19 protein-coding genes are annotated in these 20,799 nt (G+C 37.4%); 14 read left to right on the forward strand and 5 right to left on the reverse strand.

Features of this window, described 5'->3' with window-relative positions:
* The first annotated feature begins 44 nt into the window (after nt 1–44).
* Nucleotides 45–926 (forward strand): ComEC/Rec2 family competence protein, encoded by an 882-nt coding sequence (locus T323_RS0109515; RefSeq protein ID WP_026673078.1) that lies wholly within the window; start codon nt 45–47, stop codon nt 924–926.
* Nucleotides 927–963: 37 nt separating this feature from the next.
* Nucleotides 964–2,265, forward strand: a complete 1,302-nt coding sequence (locus T323_RS0109520; protein WP_026673079.1) for an amidohydrolase — start codon at nt 964–966, stop codon at nt 2,263–2,265.
* A gap of 58 nt (nt 2,266–2,323) precedes the next feature.
* Here the strand turns inward: T323_RS0109520 and T323_RS28810 are convergent, their stop codons facing one another.
* The gene (locus T323_RS28810) at nt 2,324–2,482 is read right to left on the reverse strand and encodes a hypothetical protein (protein WP_156942424.1); all 159 of its coding nucleotides are present in this window, start codon (nt 2,480–2,482) and stop codon (nt 2,324–2,326) included.
* A gap of 111 nt (nt 2,483–2,593) precedes the next feature.
* Between T323_RS28810 and T323_RS26435 the strand changes: the two genes are divergently transcribed.
* The 8 genes from T323_RS26435 (at nt 2,594) to T323_RS0109565 (ending at nt 12,009) form a co-directional block, all read left to right on the forward strand.
* Complete coding sequence (locus T323_RS26435; RefSeq protein ID WP_084309232.1) at nt 2,594–2,764, forward strand: YpmA family protein; 171 nt, start codon at nt 2,594–2,596, stop codon at nt 2,762–2,764.
* A gap of 8 nt (nt 2,765–2,772) precedes the next feature.
* Nucleotides 2,773–3,264, forward strand: a complete 492-nt coding sequence (locus T323_RS0109535) for a cell wall elongation regulator TseB-like domain-containing protein (protein ID WP_026673080.1) — start codon at nt 2,773–2,775, stop codon at nt 3,262–3,264.
* A gap of 75 nt (nt 3,265–3,339) precedes the next feature.
* The gene (locus T323_RS0109540) at nt 3,340–4,524 is read left to right on the forward strand and encodes a pyridoxal phosphate-dependent aminotransferase (protein WP_026673081.1); all 1,185 of its coding nucleotides are present in this window, start codon (nt 3,340–3,342) and stop codon (nt 4,522–4,524) included.
* Nucleotides 4,525–4,805: 281 nt separating this feature from the next.
* Nucleotides 4,806–6,098 carry an asparagine--tRNA ligase gene (gene asnS / locus T323_RS0109545; RefSeq protein ID WP_026673082.1) on the forward strand — a complete coding sequence of 431 codons (1,293 nt, stop codon included), beginning with the start codon at nt 4,806–4,808 and terminating at the stop codon, nt 6,096–6,098.
* Between the two features lie 312 nt (nt 6,099–6,410).
* Nucleotides 6,411–7,109: a DnaD domain-containing protein gene (locus tag T323_RS0109550; RefSeq protein WP_026673083.1), complete on the forward strand. Its 699-nt coding sequence runs from the start codon at nt 6,411–6,413 to the stop codon at nt 7,107–7,109.
* Nucleotides 7,110–7,213: 104 nt separating this feature from the next.
* A complete protein-coding gene (gene nth / locus T323_RS0109555) occupies nt 7,214–7,867 on the forward strand; it encodes an endonuclease III (protein ID WP_026673084.1) in 654 nt (217 codons plus the stop codon).
* A gap of 2 nt (nt 7,868–7,869) precedes the next feature.
* Complete coding sequence (locus tag T323_RS0109560; RefSeq protein WP_035178334.1) at nt 7,870–8,382, forward strand: YpoC family protein; 513 nt, start codon at nt 7,870–7,872, stop codon at nt 8,380–8,382.
* Nucleotides 8,383–8,433: 51 nt separating this feature from the next.
* On the forward strand, nt 8,434–12,009 hold the full coding sequence (locus T323_RS0109565; RefSeq protein ID WP_035178336.1) for a dynamin family protein: 3,576 nt from the start codon (nt 8,434–8,436) through the stop codon (nt 12,007–12,009).
* Between the two features lie 1,028 nt (nt 12,010–13,037).
* Here the strand turns inward: T323_RS0109565 and T323_RS26445 are convergent.
* Nucleotides 13,038–15,665 carry a PBP1A family penicillin-binding protein gene (locus T323_RS26445; RefSeq protein WP_035178338.1) on the reverse strand — a complete coding sequence of 876 codons (2,628 nt, stop codon included), beginning with the start codon at nt 15,663–15,665 and terminating at the stop codon, nt 13,038–13,040.
* 51 nt (nt 15,666–15,716) lie between these two features.
* Nucleotides 15,717–16,313, reverse strand: a complete 597-nt coding sequence (recU, locus tag T323_RS0109580; RefSeq protein ID WP_026673087.1) for a Holliday junction resolvase RecU — start codon at nt 16,311–16,313, stop codon at nt 15,717–15,719.
* A gap of 191 nt (nt 16,314–16,504) precedes the next feature.
* Between recU and T323_RS26450 the strand changes: the two genes are divergently transcribed.
* The 4 genes from T323_RS26450 to T323_RS0109605 all read left to right on the forward strand — a co-directional run bounded on the left by T323_RS26450 (nt 16,505) and on the right by T323_RS0109605 (nt 19,674).
* Nucleotides 16,505–17,494: a DUF2515 domain-containing protein gene (locus T323_RS26450; RefSeq protein WP_035178340.1), complete on the forward strand. Its 990-nt coding sequence runs from the start codon at nt 16,505–16,507 to the stop codon at nt 17,492–17,494.
* Between the two features lie 409 nt (nt 17,495–17,903).
* Nucleotides 17,904–18,416 carry a chromosome-anchoring protein RacA gene (racA, locus tag T323_RS0109595; RefSeq protein WP_026673088.1) on the forward strand — a complete coding sequence of 171 codons (513 nt, stop codon included), beginning with the start codon at nt 17,904–17,906 and terminating at the stop codon, nt 18,414–18,416.
* Nucleotides 18,417–18,451: 35 nt separating this feature from the next.
* Nucleotides 18,452–18,859, forward strand: coding sequence for a DUF1798 family protein (locus tag T323_RS0109600; protein WP_026673089.1), 408 nt, complete (start codon nt 18,452–18,454; stop codon nt 18,857–18,859).
* A complete protein-coding gene (locus tag T323_RS0109605; protein WP_026673090.1) occupies nt 18,844–19,674 on the forward strand; it encodes a sulfurtransferase in 831 nt (276 codons plus the stop codon). Before T323_RS0109600 ends, T323_RS0109605 begins: the two co-directional genes overlap by 16 nt.
* 204 nt (nt 19,675–19,878) lie before the next feature.
* On the opposite strand, the gene T323_RS0109610 is transcribed toward T323_RS0109605, so the two are convergent.
* Both T323_RS0109610 and T323_RS0109615 read right to left on the reverse strand, forming a co-directional pair.
* Nucleotides 19,879–20,499: a trimeric intracellular cation channel family protein gene (locus T323_RS0109610; protein ID WP_026673091.1), complete on the reverse strand. Its 621-nt coding sequence runs from the start codon at nt 20,497–20,499 to the stop codon at nt 19,879–19,881.
* A 66-nt stretch (nt 20,500–20,565) separates the two neighbouring features.
* Complete coding sequence (locus T323_RS0109615; protein WP_026673092.1) at nt 20,566–20,769, reverse strand: hypothetical protein; 204 nt, start codon at nt 20,767–20,769, stop codon at nt 20,566–20,568.
* Nucleotides 20,770–20,799 lie beyond the last annotated feature (30 nt).

Genomic DNA, 20,799 nt, shown 5'->3' on the forward strand with positions numbered 1-20,799 from the left:
GTCGTAAACTAACCTCAAGAGATAAATAGAGGGGAGATACTTCGATGCGCATCGTGCTCATAGGGCTTGTATGCTTTTTTTCCATGCAATTGTATGGTTGTTCCACAATGGAAGTGAGCAGTTCGGTAACAGGGGAAAGCTTTGAATTTGAAGTGGATTATAACCTTAGTAAAGATGAAATTGCGTTTACATATTTTGATATCCCAGATGGGGAAGCAACGTTAATTCAATCAGGCGAAGGTGGGACTGTTCTCATTGGTACTGGTGACCCCTCAAGCCAAGTTGATTTTGCGAAACGCTTGCACATGTTTCATGTAGAAGAGATTAATTCGCTTATATTAGTGAATGATGAACCTGAATACAGTGGAAACTTAATATGGCTTCTAGACCATTATCCTGTCGAACAAATCATTGTGCCAGTTGGAATGAAAGAATCGATTGAAAAACGGTATGGGATTGAAAGCGATAAAATCATGGTGTGGGATGTAGGAGTGAAAGAAGAGCTTTTACCGTCATTAGAAACAGAAGTATTATACTCAGGAGAAGATCCTTATGATTCATTTGTACTTGTGTTTACATATGGGGAATTAAAAACGTTATATATGGGTGTAGCAAATGAAAAAATTGAAGAGCAATTAGCAGAGCAATATCATTTAAAGTCAGCCATATTAAAAGTTGCTGATTTCGGAAGTGATAAAGGAACGTCTCAGTTATTTTTAGAAGAAGTTGACCCTCAAGTGGCGATTTTGTTTCAAAAGCGCGGTCAAACGGTAAGTCAAGATGTCATTTTCCGTCTTCAAGAAACATGGATTGATATTTATCAAACGTATAAAATGGGTACGGTATCCATCCGTTCTAACTTGAAAAATTATGAAGTGTTAACTGTTAACCCTCAGGAGGAGTTTCCGTCGATTATCACGAAATAAAATAAGACGGAGACGTTTAATTTAAGGAGATTTTTTAATGAATCAGCAATATTTTTATAACGGTGTCATTATTACACTTAATGAACATGATGAAATATGGGAGAGAGGGTCTTTTTTAGTTGATGATAAGGGCAAGATTGTCCAAGTGAATGAAGGTCCTCCTCGTTTAGATGAGCCGGAAACAACGTATATTGATTTAAAAGGAAAATGGGTTTTACCTGGATTTATAAATACGCATGGCCATACAGGCATGACGATGCTTCGAGGTCATGCGGATGATTTACCACTCGAACAGTGGCTACAAGATAAAATGTGGCCAATAGAAGCTCGCTTTACAAAAGAAGCTGTTCTTGCTAGCCAATCGCTAGCGATGGTTGAGATGATGAAGTCAGGAACGACGACATTTTTAGATATGTACCATCTTCATCTAGCAGATATGGCCGAGCAAGTTGTTCAAGCAGGCATGCGTTCCGTCATGACAAGAGGGATGATCGGTTTATGTTCGGTTGCTGAGCAAAAGGACAAAATTCAAGAAGCGGTTCAGTTTGCAACGGAGTATCGCGGGGCAGGTGATGGAAGGATTACGACAATGTTATCTCCTCATGCCGTTTATACTTGCCCACCTGATTTTATTGAGATGGTCGTAAACGAAGCGCATCGTCATTCTTTACCGTTACATACCCATATGTCAGAAACGGCGTTTGAAGTTGAAGAAAATGAACGAAAATATGGGAAGCGACCAGTAGCCCATTTAGCCGATTTAGGATTTTTTTCAACGAAAGCAATTGTTGCCCATGCGGTTCATGTCAATGAAGAAGAAATGGAGTTATTGCATAAACATAATGTTTCAGTATCCTATAACCCAATGAGCAATTTAAAATTAGGGTCAGGAATTGCACCAGTAGCAACAATGGTGGAAAAAGGAATTACAGTAGCGTTTGGTACGGATAGTGCCGCATCGAATAATCACTTAGATTTGTTTGAAGAAATGAGAACGGGGATATTAGTACAAAAAGGGCTACAACAAAACTCGACAGTCTTGCCAGCGAGAAAAGCGTTACAAATGGCAACAACAAATGGTGCCGAAGCGTTAGGGCTACAAGGTGTCGGGCAAATAAAGTGTGGATATGAAGCCGATTTTATTACAATTTGTCCTAATGCTCCCCACTTGCAACCGAACAATCACATTGTCTCCCATCTTGTTTATGCGGCATCTGGACGTGATGTAAACGACGTGTATGTTAAAGGAAAACAGCTTGTTAAAGATAAAGTTTGTACAACAATAGACGAAGAAAAGATCCAATTTGAATTAAATCAACAATACAATCGGTTATTATAAAAATGAATCCTGCGGGCAACAGGATTCATCGAGGTGTGAGCAGAGAATATTTTTTAAGCTATTTTTCTTTGAGCAATAGAGAAGGAAAATACGTTTGCCTAACATTACATTCTAATGTCTTTTCCTTTTCTGGGCGATGAGTAGAAGAAAGAGCGTACCATTGTTTTTCATGTTGAAATAATTCAGCTGTGGAACAGTGAGTTATCCAATGTGTCACGCTCATACCTCCCTTTAGTTGAGCGTTATTTATAGTATGACCGAAACATGTGTAGTTATGATTAGAAAAAACTTGAACAAAAAGGATGATATTTACGTGGAGGAAAAACAAATGGAACAAAAAATGGATGTAATTTCAACAGTGAAAATTGAGAAAACACCTGATGTATATAAAATTGTCGATGCGTTAAATCGAACGTTAAAAGAAGACGATTTAATGTTTGGCTTAGCCCTTGATCAAAAAGACCGGTCAAAAATGGTGTTTACGATTTATCGGACATAGAGGTTGCTATGAAAAAATGGGTTTTTTTCGGTATTGTTTTGTTCGTTGTCGTTATTGTTAGTATGTCTACTTATTTTTATCAAACCATTCGGTCACCAATCGTTGCTGAAAAAGAAGTAATTAGTAACTTTATAATCGAAAATACAGATGTTACAATCGTAGATACGGTCGAGTTTTACCATGGTACAGAAAGTTATTTTGTCATAAAAGGTGTTAATGAACAAAATGAAAATGTTATCGTTTGGATAAACAAAGAAGACCGTGACTCGATTATTGTTCGAAATGCAGCAGACGGAATTACAAAAGAGCAAGTCCGTTCTTTTGCGTTATCTGAACTTGACCCTAAAAAAATCATTTCAATTAGGTTAGGATATGAAAATAACCGAACTGTTTATGAAATAACGTATATTGATGAGGAAGATCGGTATTCTTATTACTATATGACGTTTTCCGATGGGACATTTGTGAAACGATACAGTTTGCGTAAAGAAACAACGTAACATCCTTTAAAAAAGGTTGAATCCAAATATCACAACGATTATAGTAGTAATGAATACAGTAGGGGAGGAAATAAAATGAAATTAGCGAAACGTGTTTCAACATTAACACCATCATCTACATTAGCAATAACAGCCAAAGCAAAAGAACTAAAAGAAGAAGGTCATGATGTCATTGGATTAGGAGCAGGGGAGCCCGATTTTAATACTCCTCAATATATTATCGATGCGGCTGTTCGTTCAATGGAAGAAGGCCACACGAAATATACTCCTTCAGCCGGTTTACCGAAGTTAAAACAAGCGATTGTTGGAAAGTTTAAAGAAGATCAAGGCATTACATATAAACCGAGTGAAATTATTGTTTGTTCTGGTGCAAAACACGCGTTATATACGCTATTTCAAGCGATTCTTGATGAGGGCGATGAAGTGGTCATTCCAACGCCATATTGGGTAAGTTATCCCGAACAAGTTAAGCTAGCTGACGGTGTTCCTGTATATGTAGAAGGAAAAGAAAGCAATGAGTTTAAAGTCACTCCGGATCAATTACGTTCTGTCATTACAGAGAAAACGAAAGCATTTATTTTAAACTCACCGAGTAACCCAACTGGTTCGATGTATTCTGAAGAAGAATTACGTGCCTTAGGTGAAGTGTGTGTGGAAAAAGATGTACTCATCGTATCTGATGAAATTTATGAAAAACTAGTGTACGGTGGCGAAACACATCTTTCAATCGCACAGCTTTCTCCTCAATTGAAAGAACAGACGATTATTATCAATGGGGTTTCTAAATCACATTCAATGACAGGTTGGAGAATTGGGTATGCTGCTGGTTCTGAAAAGATTATTAAAGCGATGACGAACTTAGCGAGTCATAGCACGTCAAATCCAACGTCTAATGCCCAGTATGGAACGATTGCCGCCTACACAGAAGATGATGGCTCTGTTGAAAAGATGAGACAAGCGTTTGAGGAACGGTTACATAAAGTATATGAGCAATTAGTTGCGATTCCAGGATTATCATGCGTTAAGCCAAAAGGAGCATTTTATTTATTCCCGAATGCAAAAGAAGCCGCGACATCTTGCGGATATGATTCTGTTGATGATTGGGTAAGTGCGTTACTTGAAGAAGAAAAAGTAGCACTCGTACCAGGTTCAGGTTTCGGTGCACCGGAAAATGTTCGTCTTTCTTATGCTACATCGCTTGATTCCATTGAAGAAGCACTTCGTCGCATTGAACGTTTTATTCAAAAAAAATCAAAATAATGCAATAATGGTGTAGAATGGAGGTTTGCCTCTTTCTACACCATTTTTTTAGTTTTTGCGTGAATAAGCGCTCCTGTGGCCGCTAAAAAACGGAAACCCGTATCATGTTCACAAATAACAGCTGCTCTGACCGGAAAAATGAGACAAATGAGGGAGCATAAAAATTTTGGTCTAGCAGTGAAGCGTTGAAAGCTTATTCTTGTCAAAAATTGCGTCATGTCCGAATGAAAGGTATAATGAAGGTTGGTATACATAGAAGAACTGTTTTTGGAGGGAAAAATGTGAAAACAACAATTGCAAATGTAGGTCAATTTGTTGAAAAAGAAGTAACCATTGGAGCTTGGATTGCAAATAAACGATCAAGCGGGAAAATTGCGTTTTTACAACTTCGTGATGGGACAGGCTTTATTCAAGGTGTTGTTGTCAAAGCAGAAGTAGAGGAATCCATTTTTTTAAAAGCAAAAAACATAACACAGGAATCATCTCTATATGTAACAGGAATTGTTAGAGAAGATGAGCGTGCTCCTTCTGGATATGAATTAACGGTAACAAATATTGAGGTCATTCATGAGTCCGTTGACTATCCAATAACACCGAAAGAGCATGGTACAGAGTTTTTAATGGACCATCGTCATTTATGGTTACGCTCAAAAAAACAACATGCAACAATGAAAGTTCGTAATGAAATTATTCGAGCGACATATGAATTTTTTAATAAAGAGGGATTTGTTAAAGTTGATCCACCAATTTTAACAGGAAGTGCACCTGAAGGAACGACAGAACTATTCCATACGAAATATTTTGATGAAGATGCCTATTTATCACAAAGTGGCCAACTTTATATGGAAGCTGCTGCAATGGCATTAGGGAAAGTGTTTTCATTTGGGCCAACGTTCCGAGCGGAAAAATCGAAAACACGCCGTCATTTAATCGAATTTTGGATGATTGAACCAGAGATGGCCTTTTATGAATTTGAAGATAATTTACAAGTGCAAGAGCAATATGTTGCACATATTGTCCAATCCGTTCTTACCCATTGTTCACTTGAGTTAAAAACATTAGGCAGAGACACCTCAAAATTAGAACAAATCAAAGCGCCGTTTCCTCGAATCACTTATGATGACGCGATTCAGTTTTTACATGAAAAAGGCTTTGACGATATTAAGTGGGGCGAAGATTTTGGTTCTCCTCATGAGACGGCGATTGCGGACAGCTTCGACAAGCCAGTGTTCATTACCCACTGGCCAACTTCATTAAAACCGTTTTACATGCAGCCATCTAAAGAAAATCCAGATGTTGTGTTATGTGCAGATTTAATAGCACCAGAAGGATATGGTGAAATCATTGGTGGTTCAGAACGAATTCATGATGCTGCATTACTTGAGCAGCGAATTAATGAGCATGGCCTTGATAAGACGGCTTATGAATGGTACTTACATTTACGTCAATACGGATCTGTTCCACATTCAGGGTTTGGACTTGGTTTAGAACGAACAGTCGCATGGTTATGTGGATCAGAACATGTCCGTGAGACGATTCCTTTCCCAAGATTATTAAATCGATTATATCCATAACATACTAGAAAAGCTGTCGAGAAAATCCGACAGCTTTTTTCTGTGTACACAAATCTATAGTACTCAAGCTGTGCAGAAGTAGCAGTTTGCTTAACAGGAATGCGAGTGGGGTGTAAACGGCTATATTATTAGTGTTCACAAAAAACACGTTTACTAGAAAGCTGAAGGTGATTCACCTGTGGATATATTTGGAAAGCGAGTGAACAAATGTCCTATCGGAAAAGCATTGGTTTACCAATGTCGAATTTAATCCATCTCTGTCGTGTCTCCTTGTTCTTTTCATGGTACAATAGGAGAGTGAGGTGTAGCAAAATGAAGAAACAATTGTTGTTGCGTTGGATGACGATGGGACATGTCTCGGTATCCAAAGTTTTATTGCAACATTATGCAGAGCTAGGAATTAATGAAGAAGAACTCGTTTTATTAATCCATGTACATTCTTATATAGAAGAAGGATTTTCTTTTCCAACACCAGAAGATTTAGCAAAGCGAATGACGCTATCGTCGTTACAATGTTCACAATTGCTCCGGCAACTATTAATGCGTGGTTTTCTTACAATTGAGGAAAACAATGAAAATGGTGTATTTTCTGAATATTATTCATTAGAACCTTTATGGGAACAGCTATTTTATTTACTTTCTGAAGAACAAGGTCAACAGGAAGAGGCTAAAAAAGAAGAAACAGAATTAAATGTTTATTCCATTTATGAGCAAGAGTTCAGTCGACCTTTATCTCCTATGGAATGTGAAACATTGTCGATGTGGATTGACCATGATCAGCATTCACCTGAGTTGATTATTGCAGCGTTACGGGAAGCCGTTGTATCTGGAAAATTAAACTTTCGGTATATTGACAGGATATTATTTGAATGGCAAAAAAATCAAGTTCGGACCGTACAAGAAGCGAAAGCATATGGAGAAAAGTTTCGCAAAGTGCAACAAAAACAAAGAATCGATACGAAACGTCCTACTACAGAAAAATTTCCGACCTTTAATTGGTTAGAGAAATAATCGTACAAAAAGATGAGACAAATGAAAGGGTGTCTTCATAAGGTTTTTCGGACCTTATTATTCACCCTTTTTTTCGTTTGCCAAGTAAGAAAGGAAGAGATTGTATGTTAACGAAAGCTCAAATATCGTATGTATTAGAAAAAATGGATGAAATGTTTCCTGATGCGGAATGCGAATTAACACATAGTAATCCATTTGAACTCGTAATCGCTGTATTGCTTTCAGCTCAATGCACAGATGCATTAGTTAATAAAGTAACACCGAAACTGTTTAGTAAGTATAAAACCCCAGAAGATTATATTGCCGTTCCTCTAGAAGAGCTAGAACAAGATTTGCGCTCAATCGGTTTATTCCGAAATAAAGCGAAAAATATTAAAAAGCTTTGTCAAGCACTGCTAGAAGAATATGGTGGTGTTCTCCCGCAGGACCGTGACGAATTAACAAAACTAGCGGGTGTCGGGCGTAAAACAGCGAACGTCGTTGTGTCAGTCGCTTTTGGTGTTCCTGCAATTGCTGTGGACACACATGTAGAAAGAGTGTCAAAGCGATTAGGAATTTGCCGATGGAAAGATAATGTAAAACAAGTGGAAGAAACATTAATGAAAAAAATACCGAAAGAAAAATGGTCAGATGCGCACCATCAATTTATCTTTTTCGGGCGCTACCATTGTAAAGCACAATCTCCACAATGCGAAATTTGTCCTTTGCTTGATATATGCCGAGAAGGGCAAAAACGAATGAAAAGTCGGGGGAAATGATGATGAGCGAAATGAAAGTGCCAATTCCATTTCAACGAACACCTTTTTATGAAAAAGATGAGCACTTTACGATGCAGAAAAAAACAATGCTTGAAAGTGTAATCTCCTGTTATTTTTATTATGATATGCTTTTTTATTTACAAGAATATCAAGATACACCGTGGAGGGAGCGTAAAAAAAACGTGCCCCCCTTATTCGAGCATTATAAGGAGCAAATTCAAGGCATTGATGTTCATTTTCAACAACGTGACAGAAAAAAAGCAAAAGCACCTATGATTGAAATGATTGCGCTTTTAATCACCACTGTATACTGGACAAATGAAAAACCTGTAGCAACACTAACCAATGTAGAAAAAGACATTATTGATTTGCCGTATACACCTTTTAATATAGGTGAACGATTAGCGTTTATATTACAAACACCAGATCATTATCACTCGTTTATTCAAGTGAAGTCGTTGTTTGAAGAAGCAGAAAAAGTTTTTTTTCGAATGGTTGCCAAAGAGCGTTTATAGCTTTTTATTTTTTCTGAAATTCGATATAGTAAAGGGAAGGAGAGTGGAGCTATGAAATTGGAACAAGAAGAAGAGATTTTATTTAAGGAACTTCCTTTATCAGAAGAAGAAATCCATCGCTTATCAAAAATAAAGAAAAAAGCAGAACAGTCATTTTTTGAAGTCGCTTTTTGTGGCCACTTTTCTGCTGGGAAATCAACGATATTAAACCGATTACTTGGGGCAGAAGTATTGCCGACAAGTCCGATTCCGACAAGCGCAAACATTATCTCGATTATGAATGGGCCGCTTGCGTTACATGTAAAAAACCGTCACGGGGAAGAAACAAAGTGGGAAGGTGAAATTCCTTGGCAACGTGTTAGAGAATGGGGAATGAACGGGCACGATATAGCAGAGCTTACGATTGCAGCCCCGTTAGATTTTTTAGGAAACCATAGTAAAATTCTCGATACCCCAGGAGTTGATTCAACAGATGAATCGCATGAAGCGGTTACCGTTGAACAATTATACACAACCGATGTCATCGTGTATGTCATGGATTATAACCATGTACAATCAGAAACAAATTTATATTTTTTAAAGCAGCTTTCAAAAGAAAAAAAGCCGATTTTTATTGTGATTAATCAAATTGATAAGCATAACGAAGAGGAACTATCGATCCAAACATTTACACAATCGATTGAAGATGTCTTTCGAAGTTGGGATATTTCCTATTTAGGGATGTATTTTACAACAATGAAACACCAAGATCATCCGTTAAATGAATTTCCGCAATTTTCTAGACAAATGAAAGCGTTATTGTATAACAGTGAATCATTGATGCCTGTAGCGAAAGAAAGATTAGTAGAAGGAACAATGAAGGCGATTGAGCATCGCCTGTTTGAAGAGAAAAAAGAACGAATAGATGAAGTGAAAGAACTTCTTCATAATAAAGGTTATGACGAACAACAATTAGTCGAACGGGATGAAACGGTTACGCTTGCAGACAAAATTTCAAAAGCTGACCAATTGATTGATCAAGCATTTTCAAAAGAAATGGAATCATTATTTGCCAATGTCACACTATTTCCTTTTACGACGACAGATTTAACGAGAAGTTGGCTTGAAAGTATGCAATCCTCCTTTAAAGTCGGGTTGTTTTTTACGAAAAAGAAAACCGAAGAAGAACAAGAAAAGCGGCTTCAAGCGGTTTTGAAAGAGTTACAAGACAAAGTAAAAACACAGCTTATTTTCCATGTGCAAACCTATTTTCAACAATTAGAAAAAATAAAACTAACAAATAAAGAAGCGGTTGAACAAGCGATTACAAAAATCAATTTTGAAGTGAATGAAAAACTATTTCTCGATTATGTAAAAACAGACCATACTAGTCGCGATTATGTCTTTACGTTTACAAAACAAATCACAAATGAAATTGTCAAAGCAGTTCGAAAACAGGCTATGAATGTGTTAGAGCAATATAAGCAAGGAATGCAATCGTATTGGGATGAAGAACAGGAACGTTTGCAACAAAAGCTGAAGCAGTATGAAGTGATTGATACGTATATCCAACAAATGAATGAGATCGAAAAAGAATATGACCGACTCATAGAACAAACAGGAAAAGTTGCATTAGAGCGGTCATACGAGCTTGAACAACAAATGAAAGACGCGATGAAAAAAACTTTCCCAGATAAAGACGACCACAATAGTTTCAATGTATCATTACCGACAGAATCAGTGATTGAAACGATTTGGAATGAAGTTGAGAAAACGGAGCGAGCAGAACCTGCTTTTGATGATGAAGCAACCGAAATGTGGTTAGAAAAAGTTAAAGAAAGCTTATTGCCATTCAAAGCAAATGTCTTACTTCAACAAGAACGGCAACAGTTACTTGATCGAATGGAAAGATATGAAGAACAAACATTTGTGATTTCATTGTTTGGTGCGTTTAGCGCTGGAAAATCTAGTTTTGCTAACGCCCTGTTAGGAGAATCAATTTTACCTGTTTCACCACACCCAACAACAGCGACAGTGAATACTGTACAACAATCGACTCTTGAACATGCTCACGAGACAGCACATGTATATGTGAAATCATTTGCCCAACTTGATGAAGAAATTAAAGCGGTAAGTGAGCAATTAGATGAAAATGTGACTCTAGATTCGATTGACAAATGGAAGCCGAAACGGCATGTGTATGAATCAAGCTGGCAAAAAACGTACGCCGAGTATTTACAGACAATCCAAGCAACATTAAAAGAAACGACATGGCCATTAGGTTCGACATTTGAAGTGTCTCTCTCTCAATTACAACCGCTAATTGCGGAAGAAAAAAATGCGTGTTTACTTGAAAAAGTAGATATTTACTACGATTGTGACATTACGAAAAAAGGCATTACGCTTGTCGATACTCCAGGCGTAAACTCAATTCATGGTCGTCATACGAATGTCGCGTTTCACCAGTTGAGAAGATCAGATGCCATTTTCTATGTGACATATTACAATCACGCTTTTTCAAAAGCAGACCAATATTTTCTTCAACAAATGGGAAAAGTGAATGAAAGCTTTACCCATGATAAATTATATTTCGTCATTAATGCCGCTGACTTAGCTGGCAGTGAATATGAATTAAATGGTGTTCGCAAACATGTGTATGAACAACTTCAACGAAATGGGATTGAAAACCCGCGGTTATATCATCTGTCTGCCAAAAAGGGATTAGAAGCAAAAAAACAAGGGACAAATGAAGATAGATGGTTTCAAACGTTCGAGCAGTCCTTTTATAAACAGACGATCGCAGAGCTAAAAGAACTGAGCTTTGCTATTATTCAAGAACAAACAAAACAGTACACCGAAATTATAAAAAACAGCTTAGCGTTTATGAATGAAGAAAAAGAAAAACAACAAGAAGAACACAAGCAACTTCTTACGGGAATTGCTCAAGCAAAAACAAAAATTGAGGAGTCTTCCTTCTCACATGTCATTTTTGATATTCAGCAAGAGCTTGACCAACTCTCTGTCTATTTAAAAGATCGTATGTTATATGTGTTAAATGATTTTTACACACATGCCATTAATGCGGCAACGATTACAGGGTCAACAAAGAAAGAACTCCAAAAAAGTCTGACCTCTGCGATTCGAGAGTGGAAAGGTCATGGAGAATATGTGTTAAAACAAGAGCTTGAAGCAAATTTAATTCGACTAGAGCAAAAGGTGAAAAAACGGGCACAGCAGTGGGTTGGAGAACAAGTCATCGATTTGCAACAGTCGTTTCCTTATTTGACGTGTAGTCAGGAAGTGTTCCTTGAACCATTTACTCTAACTCATCCACTTTCACTTCAAATTGAAATCAATCATTTTACTACGATTAAGTCAAAAAAGGATTTCTTTGAAAATAAAGGAATAAGTCAATTAAAAGAAACGTTAGTGAAAGAAGGAGGTCGTTTAGCTGCCATCGCGATCACCGAAACCCAACAAAATCTTCATCAGCAAGTCGAAGAAAAAAGTGCTAAAATCGAAAAAATGGTAAAAGAACGATTACAACTTGCCTTACAACAAGAAAAGCATCGTTTTGAACAAATGCTAGATAAAAAGGGACAACAAATATTACTAGAAGAGCAACAAGCTTTAACTGTTCTTGTATAAAATGCACAAAAAAGCGGAGACATGGGGAGATGTCTCCTTTTTTTGTGCATATAAGAAAGCATAAAGTTTGAAAGAAACTATAAAGTAGTCAACTTTTGTATAACATTGTTCTAATAAATTCTTAAAATGAATTAGGGACTTACTATGAGACAAGCAAGAAAAGACCGAAGTGAATCATTCAACACTTGTGTCGGGTTTATCGTGTTGGTGATTTTGTTGTTTATCGTAAGTAAGCGGCCATGAAAACCGTTATCTGTGAACATTGCTAGCGTTTTGGAACGTTGGAGGACACAGGAGCCGTTAATCATCATATATCGCTAGGAATAGCGTTGCTTTTTTGTTAATAAGCGCTCCTGTGGCCGCTAAAAAACGGAAACCCGTATTATGTTCACAAATAAAGGCTGCTCTGACCGCAAAAAGAGACAAATGAGGGAGCATAAAAATTTGGTCTAGCAGTGGAGCTTTGAAAGCTTATTCAAGAAGAGCGAAGGCTCCGCACCTGCGTGTTTTTCTTAAGCTTTATATATTTATTATGAAACGAACACGTCAAACTTCGTTAAATGCAAATATAGCCGTTGTTATTACTACAGTGGTGAAGGACAAAACAAGGAGAAAACGAAGCGAAAGTGTCCTTCATACAAATGAGATGGGTCCCCTGGAGCGAAGTGTCCAATAGAAGGCTTCTATCAGCTATGTTTGTTTAGTGTGTCATGAAAAGGAAAAGATACCTTTTGATTTAATGGATGGTGGCGATCCGATGACACCAACAATGTTTTCCAGTGAAACTTGTGGAGGAGAAGTGTATCCTGATTATGATAAAGGGGTACATGGAGTAGAGTACAGGCTTTCAGATTTGCAGGAAACAAAAAAGGACTGAGTGAGGTGGGTTTCCTCACTCAGTCTTTCTTACTATCATTGTACTAGGAGGAACAATAAGACTTGAGCATAGCTAGGATGCTTTTAAAAAGACAACGTAAAAACCCGCATTGGAAATGTCCTATGCGGGTTCTTCAATAAGTGATTATCCTTTAACTATCTTCTTCATTATTACGATTGTCATTTCCGCGATTTCCACCGCCATTACCATTACCGTTTCCATTGTCTTCATCTTCGTCCTCTGGATCTTCAGGTAATATGTCGATCGGTAAATCAATATCGTCATCATCAGGCGGCGGAGCGTCACCATCATCTGGTGGTGTTTGATCATCATCATCAGGTGGAAGATCATCAACAGGATCAGGGATGTCGATTTCTTCTTCAGGAATTCTGACTTCCACTTGAGCCGGGTCACTTTGCAAATCAGGCGACTCATCAGAAACAGCAATGACTTGGAAGCGATATGTTGCTCCTGGTTCTGGGTTAGAGACGACAAATTGCATATCATTTGTAATATCTAATGTTTGGAATTCACCGCCATTAATGCTCTGTGTTACTTTAAACGAAACATTTCCTCGTGTTTCTTCTGGATAATTCCAACTCATGACAATTTGATCCGTATCTTCATTATAAGCTGCCATGAAATCGGTTGGTTTATCAAGTTTTTGGTATGTTTCACTCACTTTCGTCGGTTCTGTTCCTTTTACAAATAATTCATAGACAATTTCACTCTCAGGTGTGAAATCACTAGGAAGTAATCCTGTTGTCCGCTCAATACCGACTCGAACGACAGAATCAGGTTGGACAAAATCTTCCGTTTCTTTTCCTTCGGATACTTTACTCACCACATTTTTAAAAATATGTTGAGCAATATAACGGTCATTTTGACCAATGTAATTACCTTCTCCAAATCGGTCGTATCCGGTCCAAACAGCAGCAGTATAGTTTGTTGTATACCCGGCAAACCATACATCAGGTACAGCATACGTATTAGTAGGAATCTTAAAACGTTCAAAGTCTTCTTCGGCAAAATTCGTTGTTCCTGTTTTCCCAGCTAACGGTAAATTCGGTATTGCCGCTTGTGTTCCTGTTCCCGAAGTGACAGCCGTTTTCAGCATATCGGAAATCATATAAGCGGTATAATCGCTCATCGCAACTTCTGGTTCTGGACTTGTATGAATGACTCTACCATCAGGAAACTCAATTTTTCGAACCGTATGTGGTTTATTATAAACTCCCTCATTTCCAAAAGCAGAATAAGCTCCGGCTAAATCAAGAGTAGAGATTCCTGTTGTGAAGCCACCAATACCATAGGCTTCGGTAATTTCGACGCGCTCACCCTTTTGGTTTGTAAAAGGGACTCCTAGTCCTTCGGCAAATTCTTGAGCATCTTCAACTCCAACTTCTTGCAATGCTTTTACTGCAGGAATATTTAATGAAACAGCTAAAGCACGTCTCATCGTGACAGGTCCTTCATGTGACCGACCAGCATTTCGAATTGGATTTTGCTCTCCGTGAGTATAGTTGTGCGGCTCATCGACAAAGATCCGCCCAGTTGACCATTTATGATATTCAATCCCAGGACCATAATCTAATATTGGTTTGATTGTTGAACCAGGTTGCTTTTTAATCATTGTGGCGTAATTAAATGCTTGTTTTACTTCTGGTTGTTTTCGACCGCCACCAATTGCTTTAATTTCACCTGTTTTCGTATCTAGTAGTGTAACACCCGCTTGAAAATCTTCGTTATCAGGATAATTTTGAATATATTCATCTGTTTGTAATACAGCTTCTACATGTTGTTGTGCTTCTTGGTCTAGCGTTGTGTATATTTTTAAACCAGCCGTATATAAATCACTCGCAGAAATTCCTTCAATATTATCGACTTCACTTACTACTTGGTCAAGAAATGACGCATAGGCATATGTTTCTCTTGTTGATGGATTTAACTGATCTTCAACAGAAATAGAACGGGCTTCTTCTGCTTCTTCGGCTGTGATTTTTCCGTGACGTTCCATTAATCCAATAACGATATTACGACGCGTTTCTGCTGCTTCCGGATTTTTTAACGGATTAAAATGGTTCGGCCGTTGGGGAAGTCCAGCTAATAGGGCAGCATCTGCAATTGTCAGTTCTTCTAAATCTTCTTTGTTGAAATACGTAATTGCAGCTTGTTGAACACCGTAAGCACCTTCACTAAAGTAAATGCCATTTAAATACATTTCTAAAATTTGGTCTTTTGAATACTCTTGCTCTAATTTAACCGCAAGATATTGTTCCTGAACTTTTCGCGAAATCGTTTTTTCTGGTGACAAGAACGCATTTTTAATTACCTGTTGCGTAATCGTACTTGCTCCTTCAGCACCAAAGCCACTTTGAACATTTGCTGCAACAGCACCAAATAAGCGGCGAATGTCGATACCGAAATGCTCTCGAAAACGAACATCTTCTACAGCGATAAACGCATCTTCGACAAGTTCAGGAATGTCATTAATATTTACTCGAATGCGATTTTCAGTAGCTTGTAGCTGTGTGAATAATTCATCATCTTGATCTAGTATTTGTGCTGGTTGTGAGAACATTAATCGATCTGGATCAAGTGGAGGAGCTCCTTGAATCATGGCAAATAAAGTAATGCCTCCTGCAAGTAACCCGACAACACTAAAGATGAGAAATGCGATAACAATTTTCTTAAACAGCTGTTTTTTATTTTTTCCTGCTTTTTTTGACTTTTGTTGAGTTTTTCTTCTACCTGTTCTCGTTTTCATATCTTCTGACATGAGCGTTTCTTCCTTTCTCTTGTCGTTCATGCATAAATATTTCCTCTGTTGCTAAAAATAAACGTCATGAACAACTTTTAAGTAATCAACCCTTGGATGATAACCAACAGTTACGATGTGTCCTAGTTTTTCAATTTCTTTTTTAGGAATCGATTTTCTGGATGTTTGCTGCTGTTTGTAAAACAAGATTAAATGGGTAGCATCCAATAAAAACACTTCATCAGTTGTTGTAAAACGAAGCAATACAAAACATATTCCTTTTTGGTCAATGACTTGTTTCATATGATTAATTTGATGGTCATGAAAGTTTTTTAAAGGAAAAGAGGTTTTATTTTTTGTTTCCTTTGCTTCAAAATCAATATGTTTGCCTTCGTACACACCGTTATAATCGGTTGTGGACGGTTGGCGGAAATAAGCTTCTTTAATAACGGCAGCACTTCGAGTAGGGTAATCTACTTTTACAATTTGCAGTGGTGTTGGTTTCTTATGAATGACGGCAATTTTTTGAGCTAAGTAATAAGCGTTTGAATCGTTAATATCTTCCTCAAACGTCATTCCGCGATTGCTAAAGCTTATTTTCTTTTGTTGGCTATGATTGGGTTGGGGTTGCTTCTCATATTTTTTTCCGTTTGGGTAATGGATCGCCATTACATCACCTTCCTTTTTCCAATCAAAGCAGTAAGACATGATCCCATCAAGTAATCATATCATAAATTTTATGGTATTATCGGAAAAATTCAAGAAAAATTTCTCTCACAGTTTTTAATAGTTTCTCACATTTCATCTCTATGCAAACCTTCACTACAAATTGTCCATTTTTTCATGAAAGGAAGAGAGAAATGACAATAATACAACGATCTCGTTCTTTTGACGAAAAACAATTGATTTCAAAAATAAAAAAAATAACAACCCGGGGAAACATTGATAATATTTCACGTACCGTATTTTATGCTCAATTTTACAAACGACATAAAGAAATTCGTTGGGCATTATTAGCGAGTCTCGTATCACGAAATGCCGGGTGGAATATGACTGATTTAGAAAGTAATTGGTTTAAGGAAATGTTAAGCTTAAAGTTTCGATCTAGAGTTTTTTTAACATATGAACGAGCCAATTGGTGTATTTTTTCTGATGCATATCCACAATTATTGCTTTACGAATATTCAAAAAAATGGGGTCGCCCATTATTTCATTTGCTCGATGATTTTCACGTTTCCGCTTTTATGAAAAAGGAATGGGAACGGTTTTGGGATTGTCCAGAAATTGAAAGATTATGTACGGCACTTATCATTAATGAACAGCATGTCATTCAAAAGCCTGTCATTGAACATCCACAAATTCAAAAAAATGTGTTTCAATCACTCGTATATATAACGGAAGAACATTTACATTTCAGTTATGTACTATTCCCAACGATAGAAGGAAAGTTATATGGATTTTACGTGAAAAATTTTATTGATGTAAAAGAAAGAATTGAATTAGGAAAACAATTAGCATGGCTATTATATGAATCTGATGATACGTTTTCGATTCGAAAGTTTGGCCTGCAAATTGAGCATACGGGTTCAAGAAAAGACTATGAGCGATATTTATCGTGGAGTATTGGCAAAAAAACGCCTTTTTTAAGAACTACTTTTCCGATTGTCGGACATAAAAGAGAGAATATAACGGATTGGTATTATGAAGGGATGGAGATGAAGCCGTTTTTTAAAGATATAGAAAAACAAAATGACATCGATATGACTTCCTGGTATAAAAAGAAAATGGCACAGCTAGAATTTGCTGTGAAAACAGAAAATCGTCTATTGCCAGACGGGGTGATAAAATAAAGATCTGTCCAATGGTTGTAATGCCCATTGGACAGATCTTTTCACTTATTATTCAGCAGGACGATTTGGTCCATTTAATTTTTTATCACCGTACCCACGTTGCTGTTCAGACTTTTGACTATCTGGGCGTTTTGCTTGTGCTTTTTGCTGTTCTTTAGAATCTGCCACAATGTTCACCTCCGCTTTTGTTCGTTCTCCTATAGTATGAGAAAAACATCTTCATTCGATTCAATTCGACGTCTTTGTTTGAAAATTGTTGAGGATTTAGAACAAAAAGATGAATTCCACTTACTTTGCCGAATCCGTTCTAGTTTTGTCAAGTAGGAAGGGGATCTGTCATTCTTTTCGAATTTAAGCTATAACAAGAGTTGCTCGAGTCGCGTGATCCAATCTTAATGGGGGGATTAGAATGGAAAATGTATTTAAGACGAAGGAAGTATCGGAACTGTTAGGTGTTAATCCAACAACGGTAAAAAGGTGGGTTAAGTACTTTAATATTCGTTGTCAAATGAATGAACATGGACATTATTTATTTGGTACATCACATGTTGAAATGCTACGCGAGATTAAAGGTCAATTAAATGCCGGGAAAAAAATGAGAGATGTACACGTTTCTAGAATTCAGGCGCGAAAAGAAAAAAGAAAAGATATGATTCCTATCCATCAGTATGAATACCAGTTAAAAGAAATGGTGAATCGGATTGAAGAGTTTGAAGGCAAATTATCCAAAAAAGCGGATGAAGTTGTTAGTTATCAGCTGTTGCGACATCGTACTGAATTGGATCAAATTTCAAATATGCTTGAGAAAATTGAAATGCGGTTGCAAAAGGTGGAAGAATGTGCAAAACAAGTTGTAAACGAAGAAGTGATAATAGAAAAACCAGAAAGAAAAAAGACGTTTATGCAACTCTTTTCAATTTAATCATTCATTGTTAAGATAAAAGCGGAGGTGTTTTGATGAATAACGAAAAACAGCTTCGCTTTCTTTCGTTAACGAAAGAATTACGTAAGCTTAATAAAAAAATGTATGATTACGTTGATATTGAAATGACAAAAGAACGATATGAAGAACGCTTTTTCATCGAATATAAACCATTTGCAGATGAAGTTTATTACAAGGCTTCTGAATGGAAAGAGCTTGCACTTGAATGGCTAGAGTTTGAAAATCCAAAATATATTTTTACGATGCAAATAACCAACTTGTTTGACAATATCACGGGCATGTCGATAACAGTTTGTCAACCGAGAGCTCGAAAAAAAAATGTTATCGAAACAATAAAATCAATTGAGTATATTTTGCAAACGATTGAAAGTCAAATGAAAGTAGAACCAGAAGGGACGGGGATATCATGCGATCGGTCATAGAGTTTGAAGAGCTCCACTCCAGACTACATGACAGTAACGTAAGAGTTATTGATTGTCGATTTGAACTAGGTCATCCTCATTCTGGATTTAATCAGTATATGAAGTCACATATTGAAAATGCTCTTTATTTTGACTTAGAAAAAGATTTATCAGGGGAAGTTAGGGAAGTAGGAGGAAGACACCCTCTTCCTCCTATCGTAGAATTTTTGCAAAAGGTAAGAACAGCAGGAATTTGTGACGACTCGTTTGTCGTTGTTTATGATAATCAAGATGGAGCGATGGCTTCTAGATGCTGGTGGATGCTACGTTATATCGGACTTGAAAACGTATTTGTGTTAAATGGGAATTTTTCAAGTTGGGAAGATAACAATTTCCCAACATCTTCGGTGATTCCAACGTTTCGACATTCTGATTATGAAGTGAAAATCCAAGAGCATATGGTCGCAACAACAAAACTTGTAGAAGAAGTAGTGAGCAAACAATATGATGCGATTTTATTGGATTCTCGGGAAAATAAACGGTTTTTAGGAATCGAAGAACCGATTGATAAAATGGCAGGACATATACCAGGGGCCGTATCTTCTTTTTGGAAAGAAACGAAAACAGCAAACGGTAAATGGAAACAACAGGACGATATGAAACAACATTTTACGATCCTACCAAAAGAAAAAGAAATTATTGTGTATTGTGGATCAGGGGTTACGGCATGTCCGAATGTGCTAGCTTTATCAGAATTAGACTATAACGCAAAACTTTATGTTGGTAGTTGGAGTGATTGGATTTCATATACACATCATCCTATTGCAAAAGGATAAGAAAAACGCGGAGCGTATTTTGTTTCAAGCGAAGTGCGGAGTCCTGCCCGCTTTTGACAGTGAACCCCAAGTGCTCTTCTTGGGGTGAAACGCGCAGGTGCGGAGCCTTCGCTCTCCTTGAATAAGCTTTCAAAGCTTCACTGCTACACTAAAATTTTTATACTCTTCTTATCTTAGAGCAAAAAAACCAATAGCCACATGTCGCTATTGGTTTTCTTTATGAGAAATGGTGACTTTTCGTCGTGGTAGTGTCCATTTGAAATGAACGGACAACATTCGTAACGTGACAATGGAAAGAAAGAGAAAAATAATAGCGAAAGTACCTTCTCCTATTCCAAGACCGATTGCTAATCCGGCAAGCATAGCCCAAACGATATAAATTTCCGAACGCAATACAAGTGGTTTGCGTCCAGCTAAAATATCCCGTACCATTCCGCCACCGGCACCTGTTAAAGCTGCTGCAACAATAACAGCACTTAACGGATGGTTCATCGACGTAGCATAAAGGGCACCTTGGATAGCGAAAGCAGCAAGTCCCATCGCATCAAACAGTAATCCCCATTTAATCCAATGGGTAACCCAAAGGTGTGGAAGGAAAAAGGCGATGGTCATGACAATAATGGCCATAAAAAACAATGTTCCCTGTTCCCATAAAGCTGAAACAGGAACACCGATTAATAAATTACGGATGGCACCACCACCAAAAGCTGTGACTAGCCCTAAGATGTAAACGCCCATTAAATCATATTCTTCTTCCATCGCAACAATGACACCGCTTAAAGCGAATGCAATTGTTCCGATAATCGTTAACACATCCCAAGACACGTTCATTCCCCCTTTTGATAATGAAAAGAAAAGAAGGAGCGGTTGTCCCACTCCTTCCAATTTCATTTAGCCATTATCACGAGCACAAAGGTAAGTCATATAAATAAGTGTTGCTACGGAAAGGATAACAAGTAACCAGTACGTTAAACCACCGTCAGCACTTGCTGCAGCTGTTTCTTCGCCACCTGCACCACCAGCTGCAAAAGCGGAAACAGGGATAAGTAAGAACGTAAAAAGTACTGCACTAATCATTGAAAACTTTTTAAGCATGTTGAAACCTCCTAGTTAGAATAAAGAACT

Source organism: Alkalihalobacillus bogoriensis ATCC BAA-922 (assembly GCF_000621445.1).
Taxonomy (GTDB): domain Bacteria; phylum Bacillota; class Bacilli; order Bacillales; family Bacillaceae_F; genus Bacillus_AO; species Bacillus_AO bogoriense.